The following is an 18715-nucleotide window of genomic DNA, read 5'->3' on the forward strand; positions in this document are numbered from 1 at the left end:
GCCGATGAGCGCGGTGCCCATGCTCGCCGATGCGCCCTGGCTGATTTCGGGTGGCACCGCGCGCGTCCTGCAATTGCTCAATGCGGATGGCGAGGAGGCGCGGGTTGTCGGCGGCGCCGTGCGCAACGCGCTGCTCGGCCTCGTCCCCGGCGACATCGACATCGCGACCACGGCGCTCCCGCACGAGGTGATGCGGCGCGCCAAAGCTGCCGGCATCAAGGCTGTGCCGACCGGCATCGACCACGGCACCGTCACCCTCGTCATCGACGGGCAACCTTACGAAGTCACGACGTTGCGCGAGGATACCGAGACCTTCGGCCGCAAGGCCAAGGTCGCGTTCGGCCGCGACTGGGTGAAGGACGCCGAGCGCCGCGACTTCACGATGAACGGGCTCTCGGTCGATGCCGACGGCGTCGTCCGCGATTACGTCGGAGGCATCGCGGATGCGGCCGCGCGGCGCGTGCGCTTCATCGGTGATCCCGACCAGCGCATCGCCGAGGATTTCCTGCGCATCCTGCGCTTCTTCCGCATCCACGCCGCCTTCGGCGCCGGCGATCCCGACCGCGACGGCTATCTCGCCTGCATCCGGGGACGCGCCGGCCTCGCGAGCCTCTCGGCCGAGCGGCTGCGCATGGAGACGCTGAAGCTTCTGGTCGCTCCCGGCGCGTCCGCCGCCGCGCTTGCGATGGCCGATGGCGGATTGCTGCAGGCGCTGACCGGCGGCGTGGTCTACACCGGACCGCTCGCGGCGATGATCGTGATCGAGCGCGAGCTCGGCCTCACCGCAAGCAGCACGCGGCGCCTCGCCGCGCTGGCGATCGCGGTGACTGAAGACGCCAAGCGCGTCGCCACGCGCCTGAGGCTCTCCAATGCGGAAACCAAGGCGCTGGATTCGATGGGGCACCGCTGGTGGCGCTTGGCCACCAAGGACGAAGCCGATGCGCGGCGGCTGCTCTACCGGCTCGGTGCGGATCGCTATCACGATCGCGTGTTGCTGGGCTGGGCGAGAGCCGGCGGTGACGTCGGCTCGTCGCGATGGCGTGCGCTCGCCGAGCTGCCGCAGCGCTGGACTGCGCCGAAATTTCCGCTTCGCGCCGCCGACTTCATCGCGCGCGGCATGGCGGAAGGACCCTCGCTCGGACATGTGTTGACGCTCGCGGAGGACGCTTGGCTTGCGGCGGATTTTCCCCTAGAGGAAGCCGCACTCGCTTCCATCGCCGATCAAGCTGCGGCACGCGTCAGCCGCGATGAGAGAACGTGACCATCGTCTCAGGCTTCGCCGACATCTCGATCTTTCAGCTCCTGCTGGTCGCGTTGATGGCGTTGTTTGCTTCGATTATCGGTGGTCTCGCCGGCTACGGCACCGGCGCCCTGATGCCGCTGGTGCTGGTGCCTCTCGTCGGCGCCGAACCGGTGGTGCCGATCATCGCGATCTCCGCGATCTTCACCAATTCCAGCCGCGCGCTCGCCTATCTCCGCTATGCCGATCGCCGCCGCGCGCTGATCGTGCTGGCCTGTGCGGCACTGACGGCAGCGCTTGGTGCCTACGGCTACACACGGCTGACCAATGCGGGCGCGGCGCTGGTGATCGGCTCCATGCTGATCCTGAGCGTGCCGCTGCGCCGTGTGCTCCGCCGCCGCCAGGTCAAGATCGGCGACACTGGGCTTGCGGCCGGCTCGGTCGGCTATGGCGTGCTGGTCGGCGGCACCTCCGGCTCCGGCGTGATCCTGCTGTCGCTGCTGATGGCCGCGGGCCTGGAAGGCGCGGCCGTGATCGCGACCGATGCCATGATCTCGCTCGGCACCGGCCTCATCAAGATCTCGGTGTTCGGCCTCGCCGGCGCCGTGACCGCACAGGTGCTCGCCTTTGCGCTGCTGATCGGAGCAATCGCAATCCCCGGCGCGTTCCTCGCAAAAGCCTTCGTCGAGCGGATGCCGGTGCACATCCACACCGCGATCCTCGACGTCGCGGTGATCACCGGCGGCGTAGTGATGATCTCGGCTGGGGCGAGGCAGCTCATCTAATCAATCGGATGTGGCGCTGTCCCGCTGCCAGTTTGGTTCACGCCGCGGGTCTAGTGTGAGGGACTGCAGTCCAGTTCCTTGATCCTGCCGGCGGCGTCAAATGCCAAAAGTGCACTCATGACGCCAGCACTGGTGAGGTACGAGATAATGGTGCCGTCGTTGCGCCAGGGATTGAGATCATCCAACGTGCCTGCCGGATATTTCCGGAGGTGATCGACCCAATAGGCACGAAGTGCTTCGCGGCCGGTGATGGTTTGGCCGCCGGCGCAGCCGCAGTGGACCACGGCGTCCTCGGCATGAAGTTCCAAAATCGCTTCGATATCGCCCGCGCGATAGGCATCAAGCCAGTCGACCGCAACGGCCATCGGGTCAAAGGACATATTTTTCACTCGCATCGCGTCCAAATCTGGGTCAGGCTCTGGAACCGCCAGGCCTTTTTTGATTTTAATATCCCACCCGGGCACGGCCATATGGCGAACGACATAGGGGACCGGGCCGAGGGCCAAAGTCGATGTTGGACACGTCCGCCAGGCAGGGGATACTCAAGCCCATCCGGCTCGTGATCGTCGATCCACAGCCGATCGTTCTGCAGGGACTGAGGTCGGTCCTCGGGACGCAGCCGGACTTCGACGTTGTCGCATCGTCCAGCGATCGGACAAGCTGCCTCGAAGCAATTCGGAAGCTGACACCTGACGTCGCGCTTCTTGCCGACAAGGTGCCGGATCTGACGGTCTCCGAGATCCTCGCGATTGTGAAGGCGGAGAAGCTCTCCACGCGCCTGGTGTTCTTCACCGAGTCCGATACCGACCACGATCTGACTTCAGCCATCGCAGCCGGCGCCTGCAGCGCAATTTCGAAGTATGCCTCTCCCGCCACGATGCTGCGATCGCTGCGGCTGATGACGAAGAGCGGCGTGGCACTGGAGAAGTCCGATCTCTCCGCACCCGGCAAGGAGGCGGACGGCGATAGCAAAGTCGAAGGGATGCTGGAGCTGTTGACGCAACGGGAACGTCAAATCGCACGACTCGTGGCGGAAGGAATGTCGAACAAGGAGATCGCGCGTCAGCTCAACGTTTCCGACGGGACGGTCAAGGTCCACCTGTACAATATTTTCCAGAAGCTTGAGATCACCAACAGAACTGTGCTCGCGACCATCGCATTGCTGCAACGGCCCTCCGGCCTGGCCGCGCTCTCCCTGGCATTTCTGGCGCTCGCAATTGCGGACGAACTCAAGGCGTCGGAAGCGAACGACATCTTCCCGGATGAGAACGGCGTCGGCCACGTGGACGAGCACGCGGGGTACGAGCCCTGGAAAAAAGGGATTCTCCGGCACCTCGTCGTCTGGGAATCCGGCGAGCCGCCCACGCAGGCTCAGAGAGACTTGTTCGCCAAGGCCGCCCAAATCACCAACCCGGCGGCGGCAATGGAAGCGCTACGCGCGGCCGAGCAATTCGGGGGCGCGAAAGCGTGGACGCACCACGCTCCTGCTGGATCGGGCGCGCCCGATCTTCCCGTGCCCTTACTGCGAGGAGCAAACGACATACAGGTCGGAGCTGACCCGGCCCCGGAACATCAATTCCCGCGGCTTCTTTCCAATGCGATGTCGATGCATGGAGGGTATGGCAACTTTGCTATTCTCACCGGTGCGTTGATCTACGCACTGGAGGATCCCCATCTCGCCGCCCACGCGCATGACCTTCGTCAAGCGTCGATCGACAGCATCCTGGCCGTCACTGAAGAGAGTGCGACCACAAAACTGGCCGCGATCACCCATGCTGCCGCCAATCATGACCACAATTCAGCCCCGGGTTTCCTTTCGCACGATGTCCGCCTGTCTTTCGCCGCTGTGACCACTGGAAGCGGCAACCTCGCTGAAGGCGCTCTGGGCGAAAAGGGCCCGGGCGATGCGGGTGACAATCTCCATAAATTTGTTGGCGCGGACCCTGGTCACGATGCCGGTGTCGGCGGGGGCGGCGACGTTGGAAAAATTGTTTATCGCTCCCCGATTGACTCCGAGTCTAACCAGTTCAAGTCGACCTCTTCCGACGCCGTGTTCGATTTCGCATCTGGGCCGGGCAGGATCAATCTTGCGGCTTTCGGAGGGCTTGCCTGGCTGCACATGACGGCGGCAACCAAGTCTATACCGCCACATACACTCGCCTGGGTCTACGACTCCGCAAGCAACGAGACGATCGTCTATGTGAATGCGACCGATCATATCCTTGATATCGGCGATCGCGGCCTGCTGGAAATCCATCTCGAGGGGATCGTGGCCGTTGCGGAGGCGGATGTCGGCTCCGAGCCAGATGGCGCGGCTGTTGCGACCACCTTGGAGCAGCTCGAAGCCGCGCTGATACCGGCGATCGCAACCGATGAGGCCGCTCTGACGAAGGATCATGTCCAAACCAGTATCGAGGGGAGCGAGAGCACGCTCGGGACGGCTGGAGCCTGGGCCCTTCTGGCCAACAACGGCTCGGGTTTCCATTTCGGGCCGGCCCGGACCGGCTTGGGAACGTCGACGAGGCTCAGAAGCTCCAGCGACGCGTCGGCGGATGCAACGGAAGAGAGCGATGGTGCGTCTGCCGCGTCGGCTCACGCATCATCCATCGAGCTTGCTCATAGCGCGACGGCCCCGGCAGCGGCAAATGTCGCATCGAACAATGGTCCGATCAATGCGGGCAACGGCGTTTCGTCGACGGGGCCCAACGAGATCGGCCAACCCAGCGTCGTAACCGCCGACAGCGCGGGGCACGGCAACTCGCAGCACGCTTCGGACCCATCGACTGAAGCTGGCTCCAAACCGGGCAACGGCGTCGGCCATGGCGCCGAGCATCACGATAAGGCCTCGGACGCTCCAGGAGGGTCAGCGAAGAACGCAGAACCAGACGGCGCGGAACACGGCAAAGCCGGGCACTCAAATGCTGCAAAAGCACCGGACGCAGCCGAGACCGATCCGGACGTCGCAACGGCCGCCGACGCGGGTCACGGCAACTCGAAGCACGCTTCGGAGCCGGGGTCTGCAAAGGCGGCAGCCGACGAATCGACTGAAGCTGGCTCCAAAGCGGGCCACGGCGTCGGCAATGGCGCCGAGCATCACGCTTCGGCTTCGGAAGCTCCGGGAGGGCCAGCGAAGAAGGCCGACCCAGGCGGCGCCGAACACGGCAAATCCGGGCACTCCGCCGCCCCAAACGCACCAGACGCAGGCGAGATCGATCCGGGCGCCGCGATAGCCGCCGGTGCAGGCCACGGCAACCCGCCGCACGCATCGGAGCCAGGATCTGCAAAGGCGGCAAGCACGGGGTCGACGGAAGATGGGGGCAAACCCGGCAACGGCGTCGGCAATGGCGCCGAGCATCACGATAAGGACCCGGAGGCTCAGGGAGGGGCAGCGCAGAAGGCAGAACCAGACGGCGCGGAACACGGCAAATCCGGGCACTCAACCGCTGCAAACGCACCAGACGCAACCGAGATCGATCCGGGCGCCGCAACGGCCGCCAGCACGGGTCACGGCAATGCGCAGCACGCTTCAGAACCAGAATCTTCGAAGGCGGCAGCCAGCGAATCGACTGGAGCTGGCTCCAAAGCGGGCAACGCCGCCGACCGTGGTGGCGAGCATCACGCTTCGGCTTCCGAAGGCGCGCAAACACCAGCGACAACGGCAGAACCAGACGGCGCGGAACACGGAAAATCCGGGCACTCAGCCGCTGCAAGCCCGCTGGACGGAGCAGCGATCGATCCGGCCGCCGCAACGCCCGCCAGCGCGGGCCACGGCAACTCGCAACGCGCTTCGGAGCCAGGATCTGCAAAGGCGGCAAGCACGGAATCGACGGAACATGGAGGCAAACCGGGCAACGGCGCCGGCGATGGGGCCGAGCATCCCTCTTCGGCTTCGCAGGCTGCGGGGACCGTGAAGACAGCAGAACCAGCCACCGTGGACCACGGTAACTCGCAGCACGCTGCGCAATCTGCAGCAATCGCAGACGACGCACACGCGGCCAAGGCTGCGTTCGAAACCGGCGGCGCAGACCAGGGACCGGTATTCCGGTTCGATAGCGGCGTAGCTCCTTCTGCTTTCGTCGAGATAGTCGGACTGAAAGAGTTCAATCATCCGCTGGATGCGCACGTTCCGCCCGGTCAGGAAGAAGGCCTCGGGTTCAACGTCAAGCTCGTCCCTCATGCACTGAACGGACACGCGGACGATCACGGCACCAACAGCCCGCACCAAGCGATTCTACCTGCGCATCATGATTTGCTGATCTGAACCGCTGCATCGTCATTGACCGAAAATGGCAACTGTCACCGTAGCCACGGCTCAGGAACGCGACGCCTTTGGCGGATCAGCCTGATGGGGAGCAGTTGTTCAGGGTTGCAGCCGTGAGAGCAGACGTTGCCGATCCTGATCGCGACCTCGCTGCTCCATGCGCATCCGTTCGAGTTCGCCTTCAGCTTTGGTTGTGTCCTCGTTCTGGCGCTTCATTTCGATGATCAGCGCCTCCTGCTCGGCGAGCCGGCGTTCTCCTTCGACGACGTCGCGCTCGATCTGCCTCAGCTCATCGTATATCGCCGTCGTGTACATCGCGATCCTCGCGCGGCCGTGCTGCGAAGCACGCCGCAGAGTAGGTTTCGCTTCGTGCAGGGCCTTTATCGGGCGCGCGGTGCGGCTATGACCACAGCGCGACGCGTATGGCTTTTAACTCAGCCAGCTTCGCGAACGTTCCGGCTGATGCCATTTTTTCCCGGGCTTTGATCGATCGCACGAGAGGCCATGTTGTTAACCGATCCCCTTGGCGGAAGCGGATCGCCAACTGCCCGGAACGGATCTCGTCAAGCGAGCGCACCCGTTGTCGGCGACAGTGCACTCGGCCCAGGGCTGCGCGTCAGCCAAGTTGCAAACAAGCGGTCGGCACAATATCGTCGATCGTCCGCGCCGATGTCTGACGTTCAATCTCCCTCAGGAACCAACCCTATGAATGTGGTCTCACTGCCCAGCGGGATCCATCGCCCTCCAGGGAAGGTCGATATCCCATCCGCCTGGGAGGGGGCTGAGATGAAAGCCAATCCTGATCGATGGTTGATATCGCTTGCTGCCGGCGAAATCGCCGAACTCGAGGGCGTGGCTGAAACATATCTTGGCAGAAACAAAAAAATCGCCGAGATCACGAAGGAAAGCTTTCCGCTTCCCCATCTCGGCGCGCACCTGGAAGATCTCAAGAAGAAGCTCCTGGTAGGCATTGGCTTCGAAGTGATCCGCGGCCTCCCGGTGGCAAAATACAGTCAGGAGTTTGCCGCTACGATCTTTTGCGGAGTGGGCGCCCATCTTGGATCGGCGCGGTCTCAGAATGCAGCGGGCCACATTCTCGGTCACGTCCGTGACACCGGCGCCGATGCTAAGGATCCGAACACCCGAATTTATCAAACCTCGGAACGGCAAACATTCCACACGGATTCGTCCGACGTGGTTGGATTGTTATGCATTCGCGAGGCGATGGAGGGAGGGGATTCTCTCCTTGTCAGTACGACGACAATCTACAACGAGATGTTTGACAGACGTCCCGACCTTGCCGCTCTCTTGTTTGATCCGATCGCGACGGACCGACGGGGCGAGGTGCCGGAGAACGAAAAGCCATATCTTGAAATCCCGGTGCTGAATTGGCATGCGGGGTTCCTGACCGGGTTTTATCAGCGCCAATATATCGATAGTGCGCAGCGCTTTCCCGATGCGCCGAGACTGACGCCGGCTCACGTCGAGGCGCTCGATCTTTTTGACGCGCTCGCAAATGATCCCGCGCTGCATTTCGGCATGCGGCTTCAGCCGGGCGACATGCAGTTCGTTTACAATCATGCCTTGCTGCATGACCGGACCGGATTCCGCGATTGGCCCGATGCAGGCCAGAAGCGTCATTTATTGCGCCTTTGGCTCAGCATGGAGAGCGACCGGCCGTTGCCCGATTGCTTCAAGCAGCGCTATGGCTCGATCGAGATCGGTAACCGTGGCGGCATCATCACCAAAGGGACCAGTTTGAACGTTCCGTTGGATTGACGTTCGAGCATCCAGCGATGTCCGCTCTCGTGCCGATATGGACAGAGGAGCGGACACCAGGTTGGGCGGAGCCGAGCACCCCGACCTAATGAGGACGCGGCCTCAGCCGCGCTTACTCCTCGTCTTCGTCGTCTTCATCCTCGTCTTCGTCGTCGAGCTCTTCCAGGTGCTCGAGCACCGCAAGCGGGAGCGTCTCGCGAAACAGATCGCCCTCCGCGCCCATCCAGAGACAGATCACGTCGTCGCCCTTCACGTCCGCGACGGTGAGCGGCTGCCCGCCGGATTTCAGCATGACGATATCGCCGGCTTTTAGTTCCATGGATGGTCCTTTCGGGTTGATTGACGGCGAAGCTAGCAAACCGGCATGACATGCCGATCACGGGCTACTCGGTCAGTGGATGTGTTGCGGTAGCGCGCATCCGCCGGCCAGACTGCTGAAACGTCGATCAGAGAGCTTTAGGCCGGAGCGATCCCATCACGAGAGGCAATGGTGCCTGTTCGATGGATGGCACAAGGGCTCTTCCGTCCCGTGCGTCGCGACCATCACACCATGCGCCTGTTTTGCCCGACGGCGCAAATGATTTCGTCAGATCCGCAGTTTGCGCTTGCCGCAAGTCCTTGATTTTGCTGCGGCCGTCTACTGTGCATGGGGTTGTTTTCGACGTTTTTGTTTGCGCACCCCGATTGCAGTCAGTCCGGCACCAGTTCTGTCAGCGAGCGGATGATGCGGTCGGGCTTGACGATCGAGCCTTCGGGCAGGCCGTCGCCATGCACGTCGATCCAGATCGAGTAGATGCCGAGACGCTGCGGCGTCACGACTTCCCATTCCAGATTGTCGCCGATCATCCAGGTGTCTCTTGCGGTGACGCCGAGCGCCTCCATCGCGTGCAGATAGGCGCGCTCCTCGGGCTTGCCGAAGCCGTGCTCGCCCTCGATCTGGATGTGGTGGAAGCGATGCGCCAGCTCGAAGCGCTCCACCTTGGCGCGCTGGGTGTCGGCGGCGCCGTTGGTCACCAATGCGAGCTTGATGCCGAGCGCCTTGAGCCTGTCGATAGCGTCATGCGCGCCGGGGAAGACGAACATCTCCTCCTCGCGATAGGCGGTGAAGCGGTCGGCCAGGCGAATGGCGAGGTCGTCGGGCAGGGCGCGATGACCGGCGGCTGCGAGCGAGGCGAAACCGCCCTTGACGGTGAGGTGCCGGGCTTCGGCGAGCTTGAGCCGCCACGAAGCGTCCGCATTGGCCCAGAAATTCTTCGCGAAGGCCAGGACGGTGCTCGCGACCAGTTGCGGCGGCAGCGGCGCGAGTTCCTCGGCGAACTCCGCTGTGATCGTGTTCCAGGCGATCTCGGGCCGCGCATAGGCCGACAGGATGGTGTCGTCCATGTCGATCAGCATGGCGCGCGGCAGCGGTCTCATTGCGGGCTTCATCGTCGTCATGGCCATTTCACCACCGGTGGCAGCGACGACAGGATCGAATCCACATTGCCGCCGGTCTTGAGACCGAAGATGGTGCCGCGGTCGTAGAGCAGGTTGAACTCGACATAGCGGCCGCGCCGGATCAATTGCTCCTCGCGATCCTCCGCGGTCCAGCTTGTCGCGAAATTGCGCCGCACGATGTCGGGATAGACCTTCAGGAAGGCGCGGCCGACATCCCGGGTGAAGGCGAGGTCAGCGTCCCAGTCGCCGCTGTCGTGCCAGTCGTAGAAGATGCCGCCGATGCCGCGCGCCTCTTTGCGGTGCGGCAGGTGGAAATACTCGTCGCACCACTTCTTGTACTTGTCGTAATCGGCGATGCCGTTCGGCTGCGTGCAGGCCTGTTTCATTGCGGCGTGGAAGGCGATGCTATCGGCATCGTCCTGCGTGCGCCGGCGGTCGAGCACCGGCGTAAGATCGGCGCCGCCGCCGAACCAGGCTTTGGTGGTGACGACGAAGCGCGTGTTCATGTGCACCGCCGGCACGTGCGGATTGCGCAGATGCGCAATCAGCGAGATGCCGGAGGCCCAGAACTTCGGGTCGTCCGCCGCGCCCGGAATTTGCGCGCGAAACTCTGGTGCGAATTCGCCGTGCACGGTGGAGCAATGCACGCCGACCTTCTCGAACAGGCGGCCGGACATCATCGACATCACGCCGCCGCCGCCGGCCGCGCCGGTATGATCGGTGCGCTGCCAGGGTGTGCGTTTGAAGCGGCCGGCCTCACCGGGATAAAGGCTCTCGGGGGCATCGTCCTCCAGCCGCTCGAAGCTCGCGCAGAGGTCGTCGCGCAAGGCTTCGAACCAGGCGCGTGCGCGCGTCTTGCGGTCTTCGATCAAGCTCGGGTCCAATGTGGATGTCATTTCGTCAGCCCTGCGGACCGTAATAGGTGCAGCTCTCGTTGCAACTGTCGCGGTGGATGCTGACGCGGGTGAGCTTGCCGATAGGAGCCAGCCGCTCCCAGACGAAGAGCGAGAGGTTTTCCAGCGTCGGTGTGCCCAGCGCCTCGATCTTGTTGAGGTACTTGTGATCCAGCGTCATGCGCACATCCTCGATGGCGCGCTGGACCAGGCCGAGATCGACCACCATGCCGGTTTTGGGATCGGGCGTGCCGCGCAGCGTCACCTCGGCGCGAAAGGAGTGGCCGTGGATCTCTTCGCTATCCGCGCCGAACGTCGTTCCCGACAATGAGTGCGCCGCCTCGAAGCGAAACGATTTCGTCAATTCCCACATCTGTTCGAAAACCAATCCTATCTGATACCAAGCGACTTATGCGTCTGCACGCTGAGCCGCCATTGCGGATGATTGAGGCAATAGTCGATGGCGCCCGCGGTGTTTTGGGCGACCTCGGGCCCGTCCATCGGCTGCAGTGAGAAGCGCTCGAAGGCGAGATCCGCGAAGGCCTCCGGCATGGCGAGCGGTTGCGGATAGACCAGCTTCAGCTCGTGGCCGCGCCGGATCACCAGATCGCTGCCGCCCTTTGGGCTGACGCAGATCCAGTCGAGCCCCTCGGGCGGGGCGATGGTGCCGTTGGTCTCGACGCCGATCTCGAAGCCGCGGGCATGGAGCGCGTCGACCAGCGCGGTATCGACCTGGAGCAGCGGCTCGCCGCCGGTGAGCACCACATAGCGGTCTTCGGTGGAGGCTGTCCATTGCGCGGCGATGGTGTCTGCGAGTTCCGCGGCCGAGCCATAGCGACCGCCGAGGGTGCCGTTGGTGCCGACGAAATCGGTGTCGCAGAATTTGCAAGTGGCCTCCTGACGGTCGGCCTCGCGCCCGCTCCAGAGGTTGCAGCCGGCAAAACGGCAAAACACGGACGCGCGCCCGGCATGGGCGCCTTCGCCTTGCAAGGTCAGGAAGATTTCCTTGACCGCGTAACTCAACCGTCTCTCCTCAACATACCTCAACATATTAAACTTGCGGGTTCCGGAGCTGCCGCAGCGCTTCGCCTGCGGCCATCGCCGCGGTCATGGCGACATTGAGCGACCTCAGCCCCGGAGCGATCGGGATCACCAGCCGCGCGTCCGCCGCCTCGACCACCGCCTCGGTGACGCCGGCGCTCTCGCGCCCGAATAGCAGGATGTCCGCCGTCTGGTAACGGAAATCGCGGTAGTCGGTCGCCCCCTTGGTGGTGAACAGCAGCAGGCGAGCGCCTTGCGCCGCCCGCCATTGCTCGAACTTTGACCAGGAGTCATGCCTGACGATGCTGACCTGATCGAGGTAGTCCATTCCCGCCCTGCGGAAATGCCGGTCGGAGACCGGGAAGCCCGCCGGTTCGATGATATGGGCGGCCATGCCCAGACAGGCGCAGAGCCTGAGAATCGTGCCGGTGTTCTGGGGGATGTCGGGTTGGAAAAGCGCTATCTGCATGGGCGGTGCCGGGTTCGGTGCGGGCCGGAAATGTCTCAATAAAACATCGCTGGCCGCGGAATTCGTGCATTGCACGCTCCCGCGCCGATAGCGGGCTTGCGCTCGCCCGGCAAGGGTGCCAATAGAACGATTCTGGACTGCTGTTTTCGCCTTGTTTTGGTGGGGGCACGCGAAGTTCTGCCGCCGCGGGGGGGCCGCGGGCGCCGGCAGGCTGTTCTGGGCACCTTGGGGGCTCCCGGAGCGGTTCCGCCGGCTGCATAAGAAGAAAGGGTTGGAATCGTGACGACAGCGTCTTCGGCGGACCATCCGACACGCCGTGATTTCTTATTCGTTGCAACGGGGGCAGCTGCAGCAGTAGGGGGCGCAGCCGCGCTCTGGCCCTTTATCTCCCAAATGAATCCTGATGCGTCGACCATCGCCGCTGGTGCGCCGATCGAGGTCGATCTCAGCCCGGTTGCCGAGGGGCAGGACATCAAGGTGTTCTGGCGCGGCAAGCCGATCTATATCAGCCACCGCACCAAGAAGCAGATCGACGAGGCGCGCGCCGTCAACGTGGCGAGCCTGCCCGATCCGCAGTCCGACGAGGCCCGGGTCAAGTCCGGCCATGAGCAGTGGCTGGTCGTGATCGGCATCTGCACCCATCTCGGCTGCATCCCGATCGCCCATGAAGGCAATTACGACGGGTTCTTCTGCCCCTGCCATGGTTCGCAGTACGATTCGTCCGGCCGCATCCGCCAGGGGCCCGCGCCCGCGAACCTGCCGGTGCCGCCGTACCAGTTCGTTTCCGACACCAAAATCCAGATCGGCTGAGCTTCGGGCCCTCGTCCGAAGCTTCGCGCCGTCTCGTCGTATTATTTCCTCAGGATCGCATCATGAGCGGACCATCCGACTACCAGCCGAGCAATCCGGCCCTGCAATGGATCGAGCGACGTCTGCCGATCCTCGGCCTCATGCACTCCTCCTTCGTGGTCTATCCCACCCCGCGCAACCTGAACTATTGGTGGACCTTCGGCGCCATCCTCTCCTTCATGCTGGGGATCCAGATCCTGACCGGCGTGATCCTGGCGATGCACTACACGCCGCATGCCGACCTCGCCTTCAAGTCGGTCGAGCTGCTCGTCCGTGACGTCAATTACGGCTGGCTGCTGCGCAACATGCATGCCGTCGGCGCCTCGATGTTCTTCGTCGCTGTCTACGTCCACATGCTGCGCGGCCTCTATTACGGCTCCTACAAGGAGCCGCGCGAGGTGCTGTGGATCCTTGGCGTCATCATCTACCTCCTGATGATGGCGACGGGCTTCATGGGCTACGTGCTGCCGTGGGGCCAGATGAGCTTCTGGGGCGCCACCGTCATCACCAATCTGTTCTCCGCCATCCCCTATGTCGGCGAGAGCATCGTGACGCTCTTGTGGGGCGGCTATTCGGTCGGCAACCCGACGCTGAACCGCTTCTTCTCGCTGCACTATCTACTGCCGTTCCTGATCGCGGGCGTCGTCGTGCTCCACGTCTGGGCGCTGCATGTCTCCGGCCAGAACAACCCTGATGGCGTCGAGCCCAAGACGGAAAAGGACACTGTTCCGTTCACGCCGCATGCAACCATCAAGGATATGTTCGGCGTCTCCTGCTTCATGCTGCTCTACGCCTGGTTCATCTTCTACATGCCGAATTATCTCGGCGACGCCGACAATTACATTCCGGCGAACCCGGGCGTGACGCCGCCGCACATCGTGCCGGAATGGTATTACCTGCCTTTCTACGCGATCCTGCGCTCGATCCCGAACAAGCTCGCGGGCGTGATCGGGATGTTCTCGGCGATCATCATCCTGTGCTTCCTGCCCTGGCTCGACGCCGCCAGGACGAAGTCGTCGAAGTACCGTCCGCTGGCCAAGCAGTTCTTCTGGATCTTCGTCGCGGTCTGCATCCTGCTCGGCTATCTCGGCGCGCAGCCGCCGGAAGGCATCTATGTGATCGCCGGCCGGGTCCTGACGTTCTGCTATTTCGCCTACTTCCTGATCGTGCTGCCGCTGCTCTCGCGGATCGAGAAGCCGCGTCCGGTGCCGAACTCGATCTCGGATGCCGTCCTGGCCAAAACCGGGAGCAGGTCGACGCCGATGGTGTCGAGCGCGATCGTGCTTGCGCTGGCGGGCGCGTTGTTTGCGGGCTCAGCCGACAGCGCGCGCGCCTCCGAAGGCAGCGACAAGCCGCCGGGCAACAAATGGTCGTTCGCCGGTCCGTTCGGCAAGTACGATCGCGGCGCATTGCAACGCGGCCTGAAGGTCTACAAGGAAGTCTGCGCCAACTGTCACGGCCTGTCCTACGTCGCCTTCCGCAATCTCGCGGAAGCCGGCGGTCCCGGCTATTCGGTCGCGCAGGCTGCAGCCTTCGCCTCCGACTACAAGGTCAAGGATGGTCCGAACGACGCCGGCGACATGTTCGAACGCGCGGGCCGGCCGGCGGATTATTTCCCCTCGCCATTCCCGAACGAGCAGGCGGCGCGTGCGGCGAACGGCGGCGCGGCGCCGCCGGATCTGTCGCTGATCACCAAGGCGCGTTCCTACGGCCGCGGCTTCCCGATGTTCATCGTCGACTTCTTCACCCAGTATCAGGAGCAGGGTCCGGACTACGTCTCGGCGCTGCTCCAGGGCTTTGAGGACAAGGCGCCCGAAGGTGTGACCATCCCGGAGGGCTCCTACTACAACAAGTACTTCCCGGGCCACGCCATCAAGATGCCGAAGCCGCTCAGCGACGGCCAGGTCACCTATGACGACGGCTCGCCGACCACTGTCGCGCAGTATTCCAAGGACGTCACCACGTTCCTGATGTGGACCGCCGAACCGCATATGGAAGCGCGCAAGCGCCTCGGTTTCCAGGTGTTCATCTTCCTGATCATCTTCGCCGGCCTGATGTACTTCACCAAGAAGAAGGTCTGGGCAGACTCGCACTGAGGGGCCCGAGGCGAGAATGAAGAGGCCCCCGCAAGGGGGCTTTTTTGTTGGGCACGAGAGTGTGTTGTCAGGCGCGATTGCCTATCGCCCGCTCAAACGCCAAAATGCCGCCAACCGCTCCCCAAAAACTCGTCGGAGGACACCATGGGAACCGCCATCACCTTCAAGCGCCCGGACGGCAAGGACGCATCGGGCTATCTCGCCAATGCCGCGCGCGGCAACGCGCCGGGCGTGGTGGTGATCCAAGAATGGTGGGGCCTTTCGGACCAGATCAAGGGCCTCTGCGACCGCTTCGCGCTCGCCGGTTTCGATGCGCTGGCGCCAGATCTCTACAAGGGCAAGGTGGTGCCGTATCACGACACCGACGCCGCCGGCAAAGAGATGAACTCGCTCGACTTCATGGACGCCACCACGCAGACGGTGCGCGGCGCCACGCAATATCTGTCGCGCAACGGCGCCAAGGTGGGCCTGACCGGCTTCTGCCTCGGCGGCGCCGTCACCATCATCGGCGCGGTGCATGTGCCGGAGCTCGCCGCCGGCGTGGTGTTCTACGGCATCCCGCCAGAGCAGGCGGCCAAGCCCGCCGACGTCAAGATCCCGCTTCAGGCCCATTTCGCCAACAAGGACGATTGGTGCACGCCGGAGCTGGTCAACGGTTTCGAAAAGGCCATGAAGGCCGCCGGCAAGTCGCTGGAGCTGTTCCGCTATGACGCCGAGCACGCTTTCGTCAACGAGCAGCGCCAGGCCGTGCACGACCGGGAAGCCGCCGAGCTCGCCTGGGGCAGGGCGACGGAGTTTTTCAGGAAGCATCTGGGGTAGGTGTGCTGCGCCAGTCGCGCTACCATTTCAGTGTCGCCCCGGCCTGGTGCGCAATTGCCCGGCCTTCGCCGGGACGACTGTGGTGATCGGCGTTGAGCAGCCAGCCCAGCCAGCCTTGACGTCGTCCCCGCGCCATGGTGAGTATCCGCCCATGAGCACCGCCGTCCGCCCATCCCGTCTTTGGTGGCGCACCTCCTGAGAGGTGGCCGGTGCGATTTATTCTCCCAAAATCGTCTGAGGTCGCCCACGCAGTGCGGCGGCCTGATCGTTTGTCCTGTGTGGCGTTCCCTCGACAAGTTTCGTAAGAGGACCCCATGAACAGGACCGTCTTTGCCCTTCCGGCTCGAAGCGACTACGTGACCCGCGCAGGGCTTGCGATCACGCGCGTGGCGGAACAGTTTTCCGGCGGCGCCAACCGGCTCGACGATCTCGTCAGCCTGCTCGACCGTCGCCGCGGCGTGGTGCTGTCGTCGGGGACGACCGTGCCCGGCCGCTACGAGAGTTTTGACCTCGGCTTCTCCGATCCGCCGCTCAAGCTCGAGACCACCGGCGTCAATTTCAAGCTGGAAGCGCTGAACGCGCGCGGGGAGGTCCTGATCGCCTTCCTTGCGGATGTCTTGCGCGAGCCCTGCGTCGTGATCTCCGAGAAGACGCCCACGCGCCTTGCGGGTCATATCGTCCGCGGCGAAGCCCCGATCGACGAAGACCAGCGCACGCGGCGCGCCAGCGTGATGTCGCTGGTGCGCGATCTCGTCGCCGCTTTCTCCGCCAATGACGACGGCGTGCTCGGCCTGTTCGGCGCCTTCGCCTACGACCTCGTGTTCCAGATCGAGGACCTCGTGCAGAAGCGCGCGCGCGAGAGCGACCAGCGCGACATCGTGCTCTACGTCCCCGATCGCCTGCTCGCCTATGACCGCGCCACCGGCCGCGGCGTCGTGCTCACATACGATTTCGCGTGGAAGGGCAAGTCCACCGCGGGCCTGCCGCACGAGACCGCCGAGAGCCCCTACCTCAAGACACCGCGCCAGGGTTTTGCCGATCACGCCCCCGGCGAATATCAGGCCACTGTCGAGACCGCGCGCGCTGCCTTTGCGCGTGGCGATCTGTTCGAGGCGGTGCCGGGGCAGCTCTTCGCCGAGCCCTGCGACCGCTCGCCGGCGGAAGTGTTCCAGCGGCTCTGTGTCATCAATCCGTCGCCCTACGGCGCGCTGATGAATCTCGGCGAGGGCGAATTTCTCGTCTCGGCCTCTCCGGAAATGTTCGTGCGCTCGGACGGACGCCGGGTCGAGACCTGCCCGATCTCGGGGACGATCGCGCGCGGTACCGATGCGATCGGCGATGCCGAGCAGATCCGCCAGCTCCTGAACTCCGAGAAGGACGAGTTCGAGCTCAACATGTGCACCGACGTCGACCGCAACGACAAGGCGCGCGTCTGCGTTCCCGGCACCATCAAGGTGCTGGCGCGCCGGCAGATCGAGACCTATTCAAAACTGTTCCACACCGTCGACCATGTCGAAGGCATGCTGCGTCCCGGCTTCGATGCGCTCGACGCCTTTCTCACCCACGCCTGGGCCGTCACCGTCACTGGCGCACCAAAACTCTGGGCGATGCAGTTCGTCGAGGATCACGAGCGCTCGCCCCGCCGCTGGTATGCCGGCGCGATCGGGGCGGTGAATTTCGACGGCAGCATCAACACCGGCCTCACCATCCGGACCATCCGGATGAAGGAGGGCCTCGCGGAAGTGCGTGTCGGCGCCACCTGTCTGTTCGACTCCGATCCCGCCGCCGAGGACCGCGAATGCCAGGTCAAGGCCGCGGCCCTGTTCCAGGCGCTGCGCGGCGATCCGCCGAAGCCGCTGTCGGCCTTTGCGCCCGACGCCACCGGAAGCGGCAAGCGGGTACTGCTGATCGACCATGACGACAGCTTCGTCCATATGCTGGCCGATTACTTCCGCCAGGTCGGCGCCGACGTCACCGTGGTCCGCCATGTGCATGCGCTCGACATGCTCAAGCAGAAGCGGTGGGATTTGCTGGTGCTGTCGCCAGGGCCGGGCAGGCCCGAGGATTTTGGGATCAAGAAGACCATCGACGCGGCGCTGGAGGACAAGCTGCCGGTGTTCGGCGTCTGCCTCGGCGTCCAGGCGATCGGCGAGTATTTCGGCGGCGAGCTCGGGCAGCTCACGCATCCCGCCCATGGCCGGCCCTCGCGGGTTCAGGTACGTGGCGGGCGGCTGATGCGCAATCTGCCGAACGAGATCGTCATCGGCCGCTATCACTCGCTGTATGTCGAGCGCGACAGCATGCCGGAGGTGCTATCCGTCACCGCCAGCACCGAGGACGGCGTCGCCATGGCGCTCGAGCACAAGACCCTGCCGGTCGCCGGCGTGCAATTCCATCCGGAATCGCTGATGTCGCTGAGCGGCGAGGTGGGCTTACGAATTGTCGAGAACGCGTTCCGCCTGGATGCGTCGCGCTGATTGAGAGGCACCATGACTTTTGACCATGATCTGAAGGCGAGCGTCCGCACCATCCCGGACTATCCGAAACCCGGGATCTTGTTCCGCGACATCACCACGTTGCTCGCAGATGCGCGTGCGTTCCGCCGTGCGGTCGACGAACTCGTCAATCCCTGGGCCGGCAACAAGATCGACAAGGTCGCTGGCATGGAAGCGCGCGGCTTCATCATCGGTGGCGCGGTGGCGCACCAGGTTTCGGCCGGCTTCGTGCCGATCCGGAAAAAAGGCAAGCTGCCGCACACCACCGTGCGGATCGCTTACTCTCTCGAATACGGCATCGACGAGATGGAGATGCATGTCGACGCCATCCAGCCGGGTGAGCGTGTGATCCTGGTCGACGACCTCATCGCCACCGGCGGCACCGCGGAAGGTGCGGTGAAGCTGCTGCGCCAGATCGGCGCCAATGTGGTCGCCGCCTGCTTCATCATCGATCTGCCCGATCTCGGCGGCGCCGCCAAGCTGCGCGCGATGGACGTGCCGGTGCGCACGCTGATGACGTTCGAGGGGCACTGAGGGCACGGCACGGCTGG

17 protein-coding genes are annotated in these 18715 nt (G+C 64.0%); 9 read left to right on the forward strand and 8 right to left on the reverse strand.

The window, feature by feature from the left end; genetic code table 11:
- The first annotated feature begins 4 nt into the window (after window positions 1-4).
- Window positions 5-1261, forward strand: a complete 1257-nt coding sequence (locus IVB19_RS09045) for a CCA tRNA nucleotidyltransferase (protein WP_018454950.1) — start codon at window positions 5-7, stop codon at window positions 1259-1261.
- Window positions 1258-2025 carry a TSUP family transporter gene (locus tag IVB19_RS09050; protein ID WP_018454949.1) on the forward strand — a complete coding sequence of 256 codons (768 nt, stop codon included), beginning with the start codon at window positions 1258-1260 and terminating at the stop codon, window positions 2023-2025. The genes IVB19_RS09045 and IVB19_RS09050 overlap by 4 nt, the downstream gene beginning before the upstream one ends.
- A gap of 50 nt (window positions 2026-2075) precedes the next feature.
- Here the strand turns inward: IVB19_RS09050 and IVB19_RS09055 are convergent, their stop codons facing one another.
- On the reverse strand, window positions 2076-2495 hold the full coding sequence (locus tag IVB19_RS09055; protein ID WP_231188813.1) for a nuclear transport factor 2 family protein: 420 nt from the start codon (window positions 2493-2495) through the stop codon (window positions 2076-2078).
- 41 nt (window positions 2496-2536) lie between these two features.
- Here IVB19_RS09055 and IVB19_RS09060 point away from each other — a divergent pair, with 41 nt between their 5' ends.
- A complete protein-coding gene (locus IVB19_RS09060) occupies window positions 2537-6286 on the forward strand; it encodes a LuxR C-terminal-related transcriptional regulator (protein WP_247363615.1) in 3750 nt (1249 codons plus the stop codon).
- A 99-nt stretch (window positions 6287-6385) separates the two neighbouring features.
- Here the strand turns inward: IVB19_RS09060 and IVB19_RS09065 are convergent, their stop codons facing one another.
- Window positions 6386-6601: a hypothetical protein gene (locus IVB19_RS09065; protein ID WP_018454947.1), complete on the reverse strand. Its 216-nt coding sequence runs from the start codon at window positions 6599-6601 to the stop codon at window positions 6386-6388.
- A 390-nt stretch (window positions 6602-6991) separates the two neighbouring features.
- Between IVB19_RS09065 and IVB19_RS09070 the strand changes: the two genes are divergently transcribed.
- On the forward strand, window positions 6992-8065 hold the full coding sequence (locus tag IVB19_RS09070; protein ID WP_026232847.1) for a TauD/TfdA family dioxygenase: 1074 nt from the start codon (window positions 6992-6994) through the stop codon (window positions 8063-8065).
- Window positions 8066-8177: 112 nt separating this feature from the next.
- Here IVB19_RS09070 and IVB19_RS09075 read toward each other — a convergent pair whose 3' ends face one another.
- From IVB19_RS09075 to IVB19_RS09100, 6 genes are all read right to left on the reverse strand, one after another.
- Window positions 8178-8384 carry a YodC family protein gene (locus tag IVB19_RS09075; RefSeq protein WP_018454945.1) on the reverse strand — a complete coding sequence of 69 codons (207 nt, stop codon included), beginning with the start codon at window positions 8382-8384 and terminating at the stop codon, window positions 8178-8180.
- A 371-nt stretch (window positions 8385-8755) separates the two neighbouring features.
- The gene (locus IVB19_RS09080; protein ID WP_018454944.1) at window positions 8756-9508 is read right to left on the reverse strand and encodes an HAD family hydrolase; all 753 of its coding nucleotides are present in this window, start codon (window positions 9506-9508) and stop codon (window positions 8756-8758) included.
- Complete coding sequence (gene hemF, locus IVB19_RS09085; RefSeq protein ID WP_088930634.1) at window positions 9499-10398, reverse strand: oxygen-dependent coproporphyrinogen oxidase; 900 nt, start codon at window positions 10396-10398, stop codon at window positions 9499-9501. The genes IVB19_RS09080 and hemF overlap by 10 nt, the downstream gene beginning before the upstream one ends.
- A gap of 4 nt (window positions 10399-10402) precedes the next feature.
- A complete protein-coding gene (locus IVB19_RS09090) occupies window positions 10403-10768 on the reverse strand; it encodes a 6-pyruvoyl trahydropterin synthase family protein (RefSeq protein ID WP_018454942.1) in 366 nt (121 codons plus the stop codon).
- Between the two features lie 17 nt (window positions 10769-10785).
- Window positions 10786-11418: a 7-carboxy-7-deazaguanine synthase gene (gene queE / locus IVB19_RS09095; protein ID WP_018454941.1), complete on the reverse strand. Its 633-nt coding sequence runs from the start codon at window positions 11416-11418 to the stop codon at window positions 10786-10788.
- Window positions 11419-11446: 28 nt separating this feature from the next.
- A complete protein-coding gene (locus IVB19_RS09100) occupies window positions 11447-11905 on the reverse strand; it encodes a tRNA (cytidine(34)-2'-O)-methyltransferase (RefSeq protein ID WP_018454940.1) in 459 nt (152 codons plus the stop codon).
- Window positions 11906-12184: 279 nt separating this feature from the next.
- Between IVB19_RS09100 and petA the strand changes: the two genes are divergently transcribed.
- From petA to IVB19_RS09125, 5 genes are all read left to right on the forward strand, one after another.
- The gene (petA, locus tag IVB19_RS09105; protein ID WP_026232845.1) at window positions 12185-12715 is read left to right on the forward strand and encodes a ubiquinol-cytochrome c reductase iron-sulfur subunit; all 531 of its coding nucleotides are present in this window, start codon (window positions 12185-12187) and stop codon (window positions 12713-12715) included.
- A gap of 62 nt (window positions 12716-12777) precedes the next feature.
- Window positions 12778-14850 carry a cytochrome b/c1 gene (gene fbcH, locus IVB19_RS09110; protein WP_018454938.1) on the forward strand — a complete coding sequence of 691 codons (2073 nt, stop codon included), beginning with the start codon at window positions 12778-12780 and terminating at the stop codon, window positions 14848-14850.
- Window positions 14851-14994: 144 nt separating this feature from the next.
- A complete protein-coding gene (locus IVB19_RS09115) occupies window positions 14995-15669 on the forward strand; it encodes a dienelactone hydrolase family protein (protein ID WP_008134159.1) in 675 nt (224 codons plus the stop codon).
- Between the two features lie 314 nt (window positions 15670-15983).
- On the forward strand, window positions 15984-18146 hold the full coding sequence (locus IVB19_RS09120; protein WP_018454937.1) for an anthranilate synthase component I: 2163 nt from the start codon (window positions 15984-15986) through the stop codon (window positions 18144-18146).
- Between the two features lie 12 nt (window positions 18147-18158).
- Window positions 18159-18698: an adenine phosphoribosyltransferase gene (locus tag IVB19_RS09125; protein WP_007595035.1), complete on the forward strand. Its 540-nt coding sequence runs from the start codon at window positions 18159-18161 to the stop codon at window positions 18696-18698.
- Window positions 18699-18715 lie beyond the last annotated feature (17 nt).

It is taken from the genome of Bradyrhizobium sp. 187 (genome assembly GCF_023101005.1).
Lineage (GTDB): Bacteria > Pseudomonadota > Alphaproteobacteria > Rhizobiales > Xanthobacteraceae > Bradyrhizobium > Bradyrhizobium canariense_D.

Coding starts and splice junctions, on each gene's coding strand:
- IVB19_RS09060 (WP_247363615.1), top strand. CDS start 2,537: ATGTTGGACACGTCCGCCAGGCAGGGGATACTCAAGCCCATCCGGCTC.
- IVB19_RS09065 (WP_018454947.1), bottom strand. CDS start 6,601: ATGTACACGACGGCGATATACGATGAGCTGAGGCAGATCGAGCGCGAC.
- fbcH (WP_018454938.1), top strand. CDS start 12,778: ATGAGCGGACCATCCGACTACCAGCCGAGCAATCCGGCCCTGCAATGG.
- IVB19_RS09070 (WP_026232847.1), top strand. CDS start 6,992: ATGAATGTGGTCTCACTGCCCAGCGGGATCCATCGCCCTCCAGGGAAG.
- IVB19_RS09125 (WP_007595035.1), top strand. CDS start 18,159: ATGACTTTTGACCATGATCTGAAGGCGAGCGTCCGCACCATCCCGGAC.
- IVB19_RS09080 (WP_018454944.1), bottom strand. CDS start 9,508: ATGGCCATGACGACGATGAAGCCCGCAATGAGACCGCTGCCGCGCGCC.
- IVB19_RS09100 (WP_018454940.1), bottom strand. CDS start 11,905: ATGCAGATAGCGCTTTTCCAACCCGACATCCCCCAGAACACCGGCACG.
- IVB19_RS09120 (WP_018454937.1), top strand. CDS start 15,984: ATGAACAGGACCGTCTTTGCCCTTCCGGCTCGAAGCGACTACGTGACC.
- hemF (WP_088930634.1), bottom strand. CDS start 10,398: ATGACATCCACATTGGACCCGAGCTTGATCGAAGACCGCAAGACGCGC.
- IVB19_RS09090 (WP_018454942.1), bottom strand. CDS start 10,768: ATGTGGGAATTGACGAAATCGTTTCGCTTCGAGGCGGCGCACTCATTG.
- IVB19_RS09055 (WP_231188813.1), bottom strand. CDS start 2,495: ATGGCCGTGCCCGGGTGGGATATTAAAATCAAAAAAGGCCTGGCGGTT.
- IVB19_RS09115 (WP_008134159.1), top strand. CDS start 14,995: ATGGGAACCGCCATCACCTTCAAGCGCCCGGACGGCAAGGACGCATCG.
- IVB19_RS09045 (WP_018454950.1), top strand. CDS start 5: ATGAGCGCGGTGCCCATGCTCGCCGATGCGCCCTGGCTGATTTCGGGT.
- IVB19_RS09075 (WP_018454945.1), bottom strand. CDS start 8,384: ATGGAACTAAAAGCCGGCGATATCGTCATGCTGAAATCCGGCGGGCAG.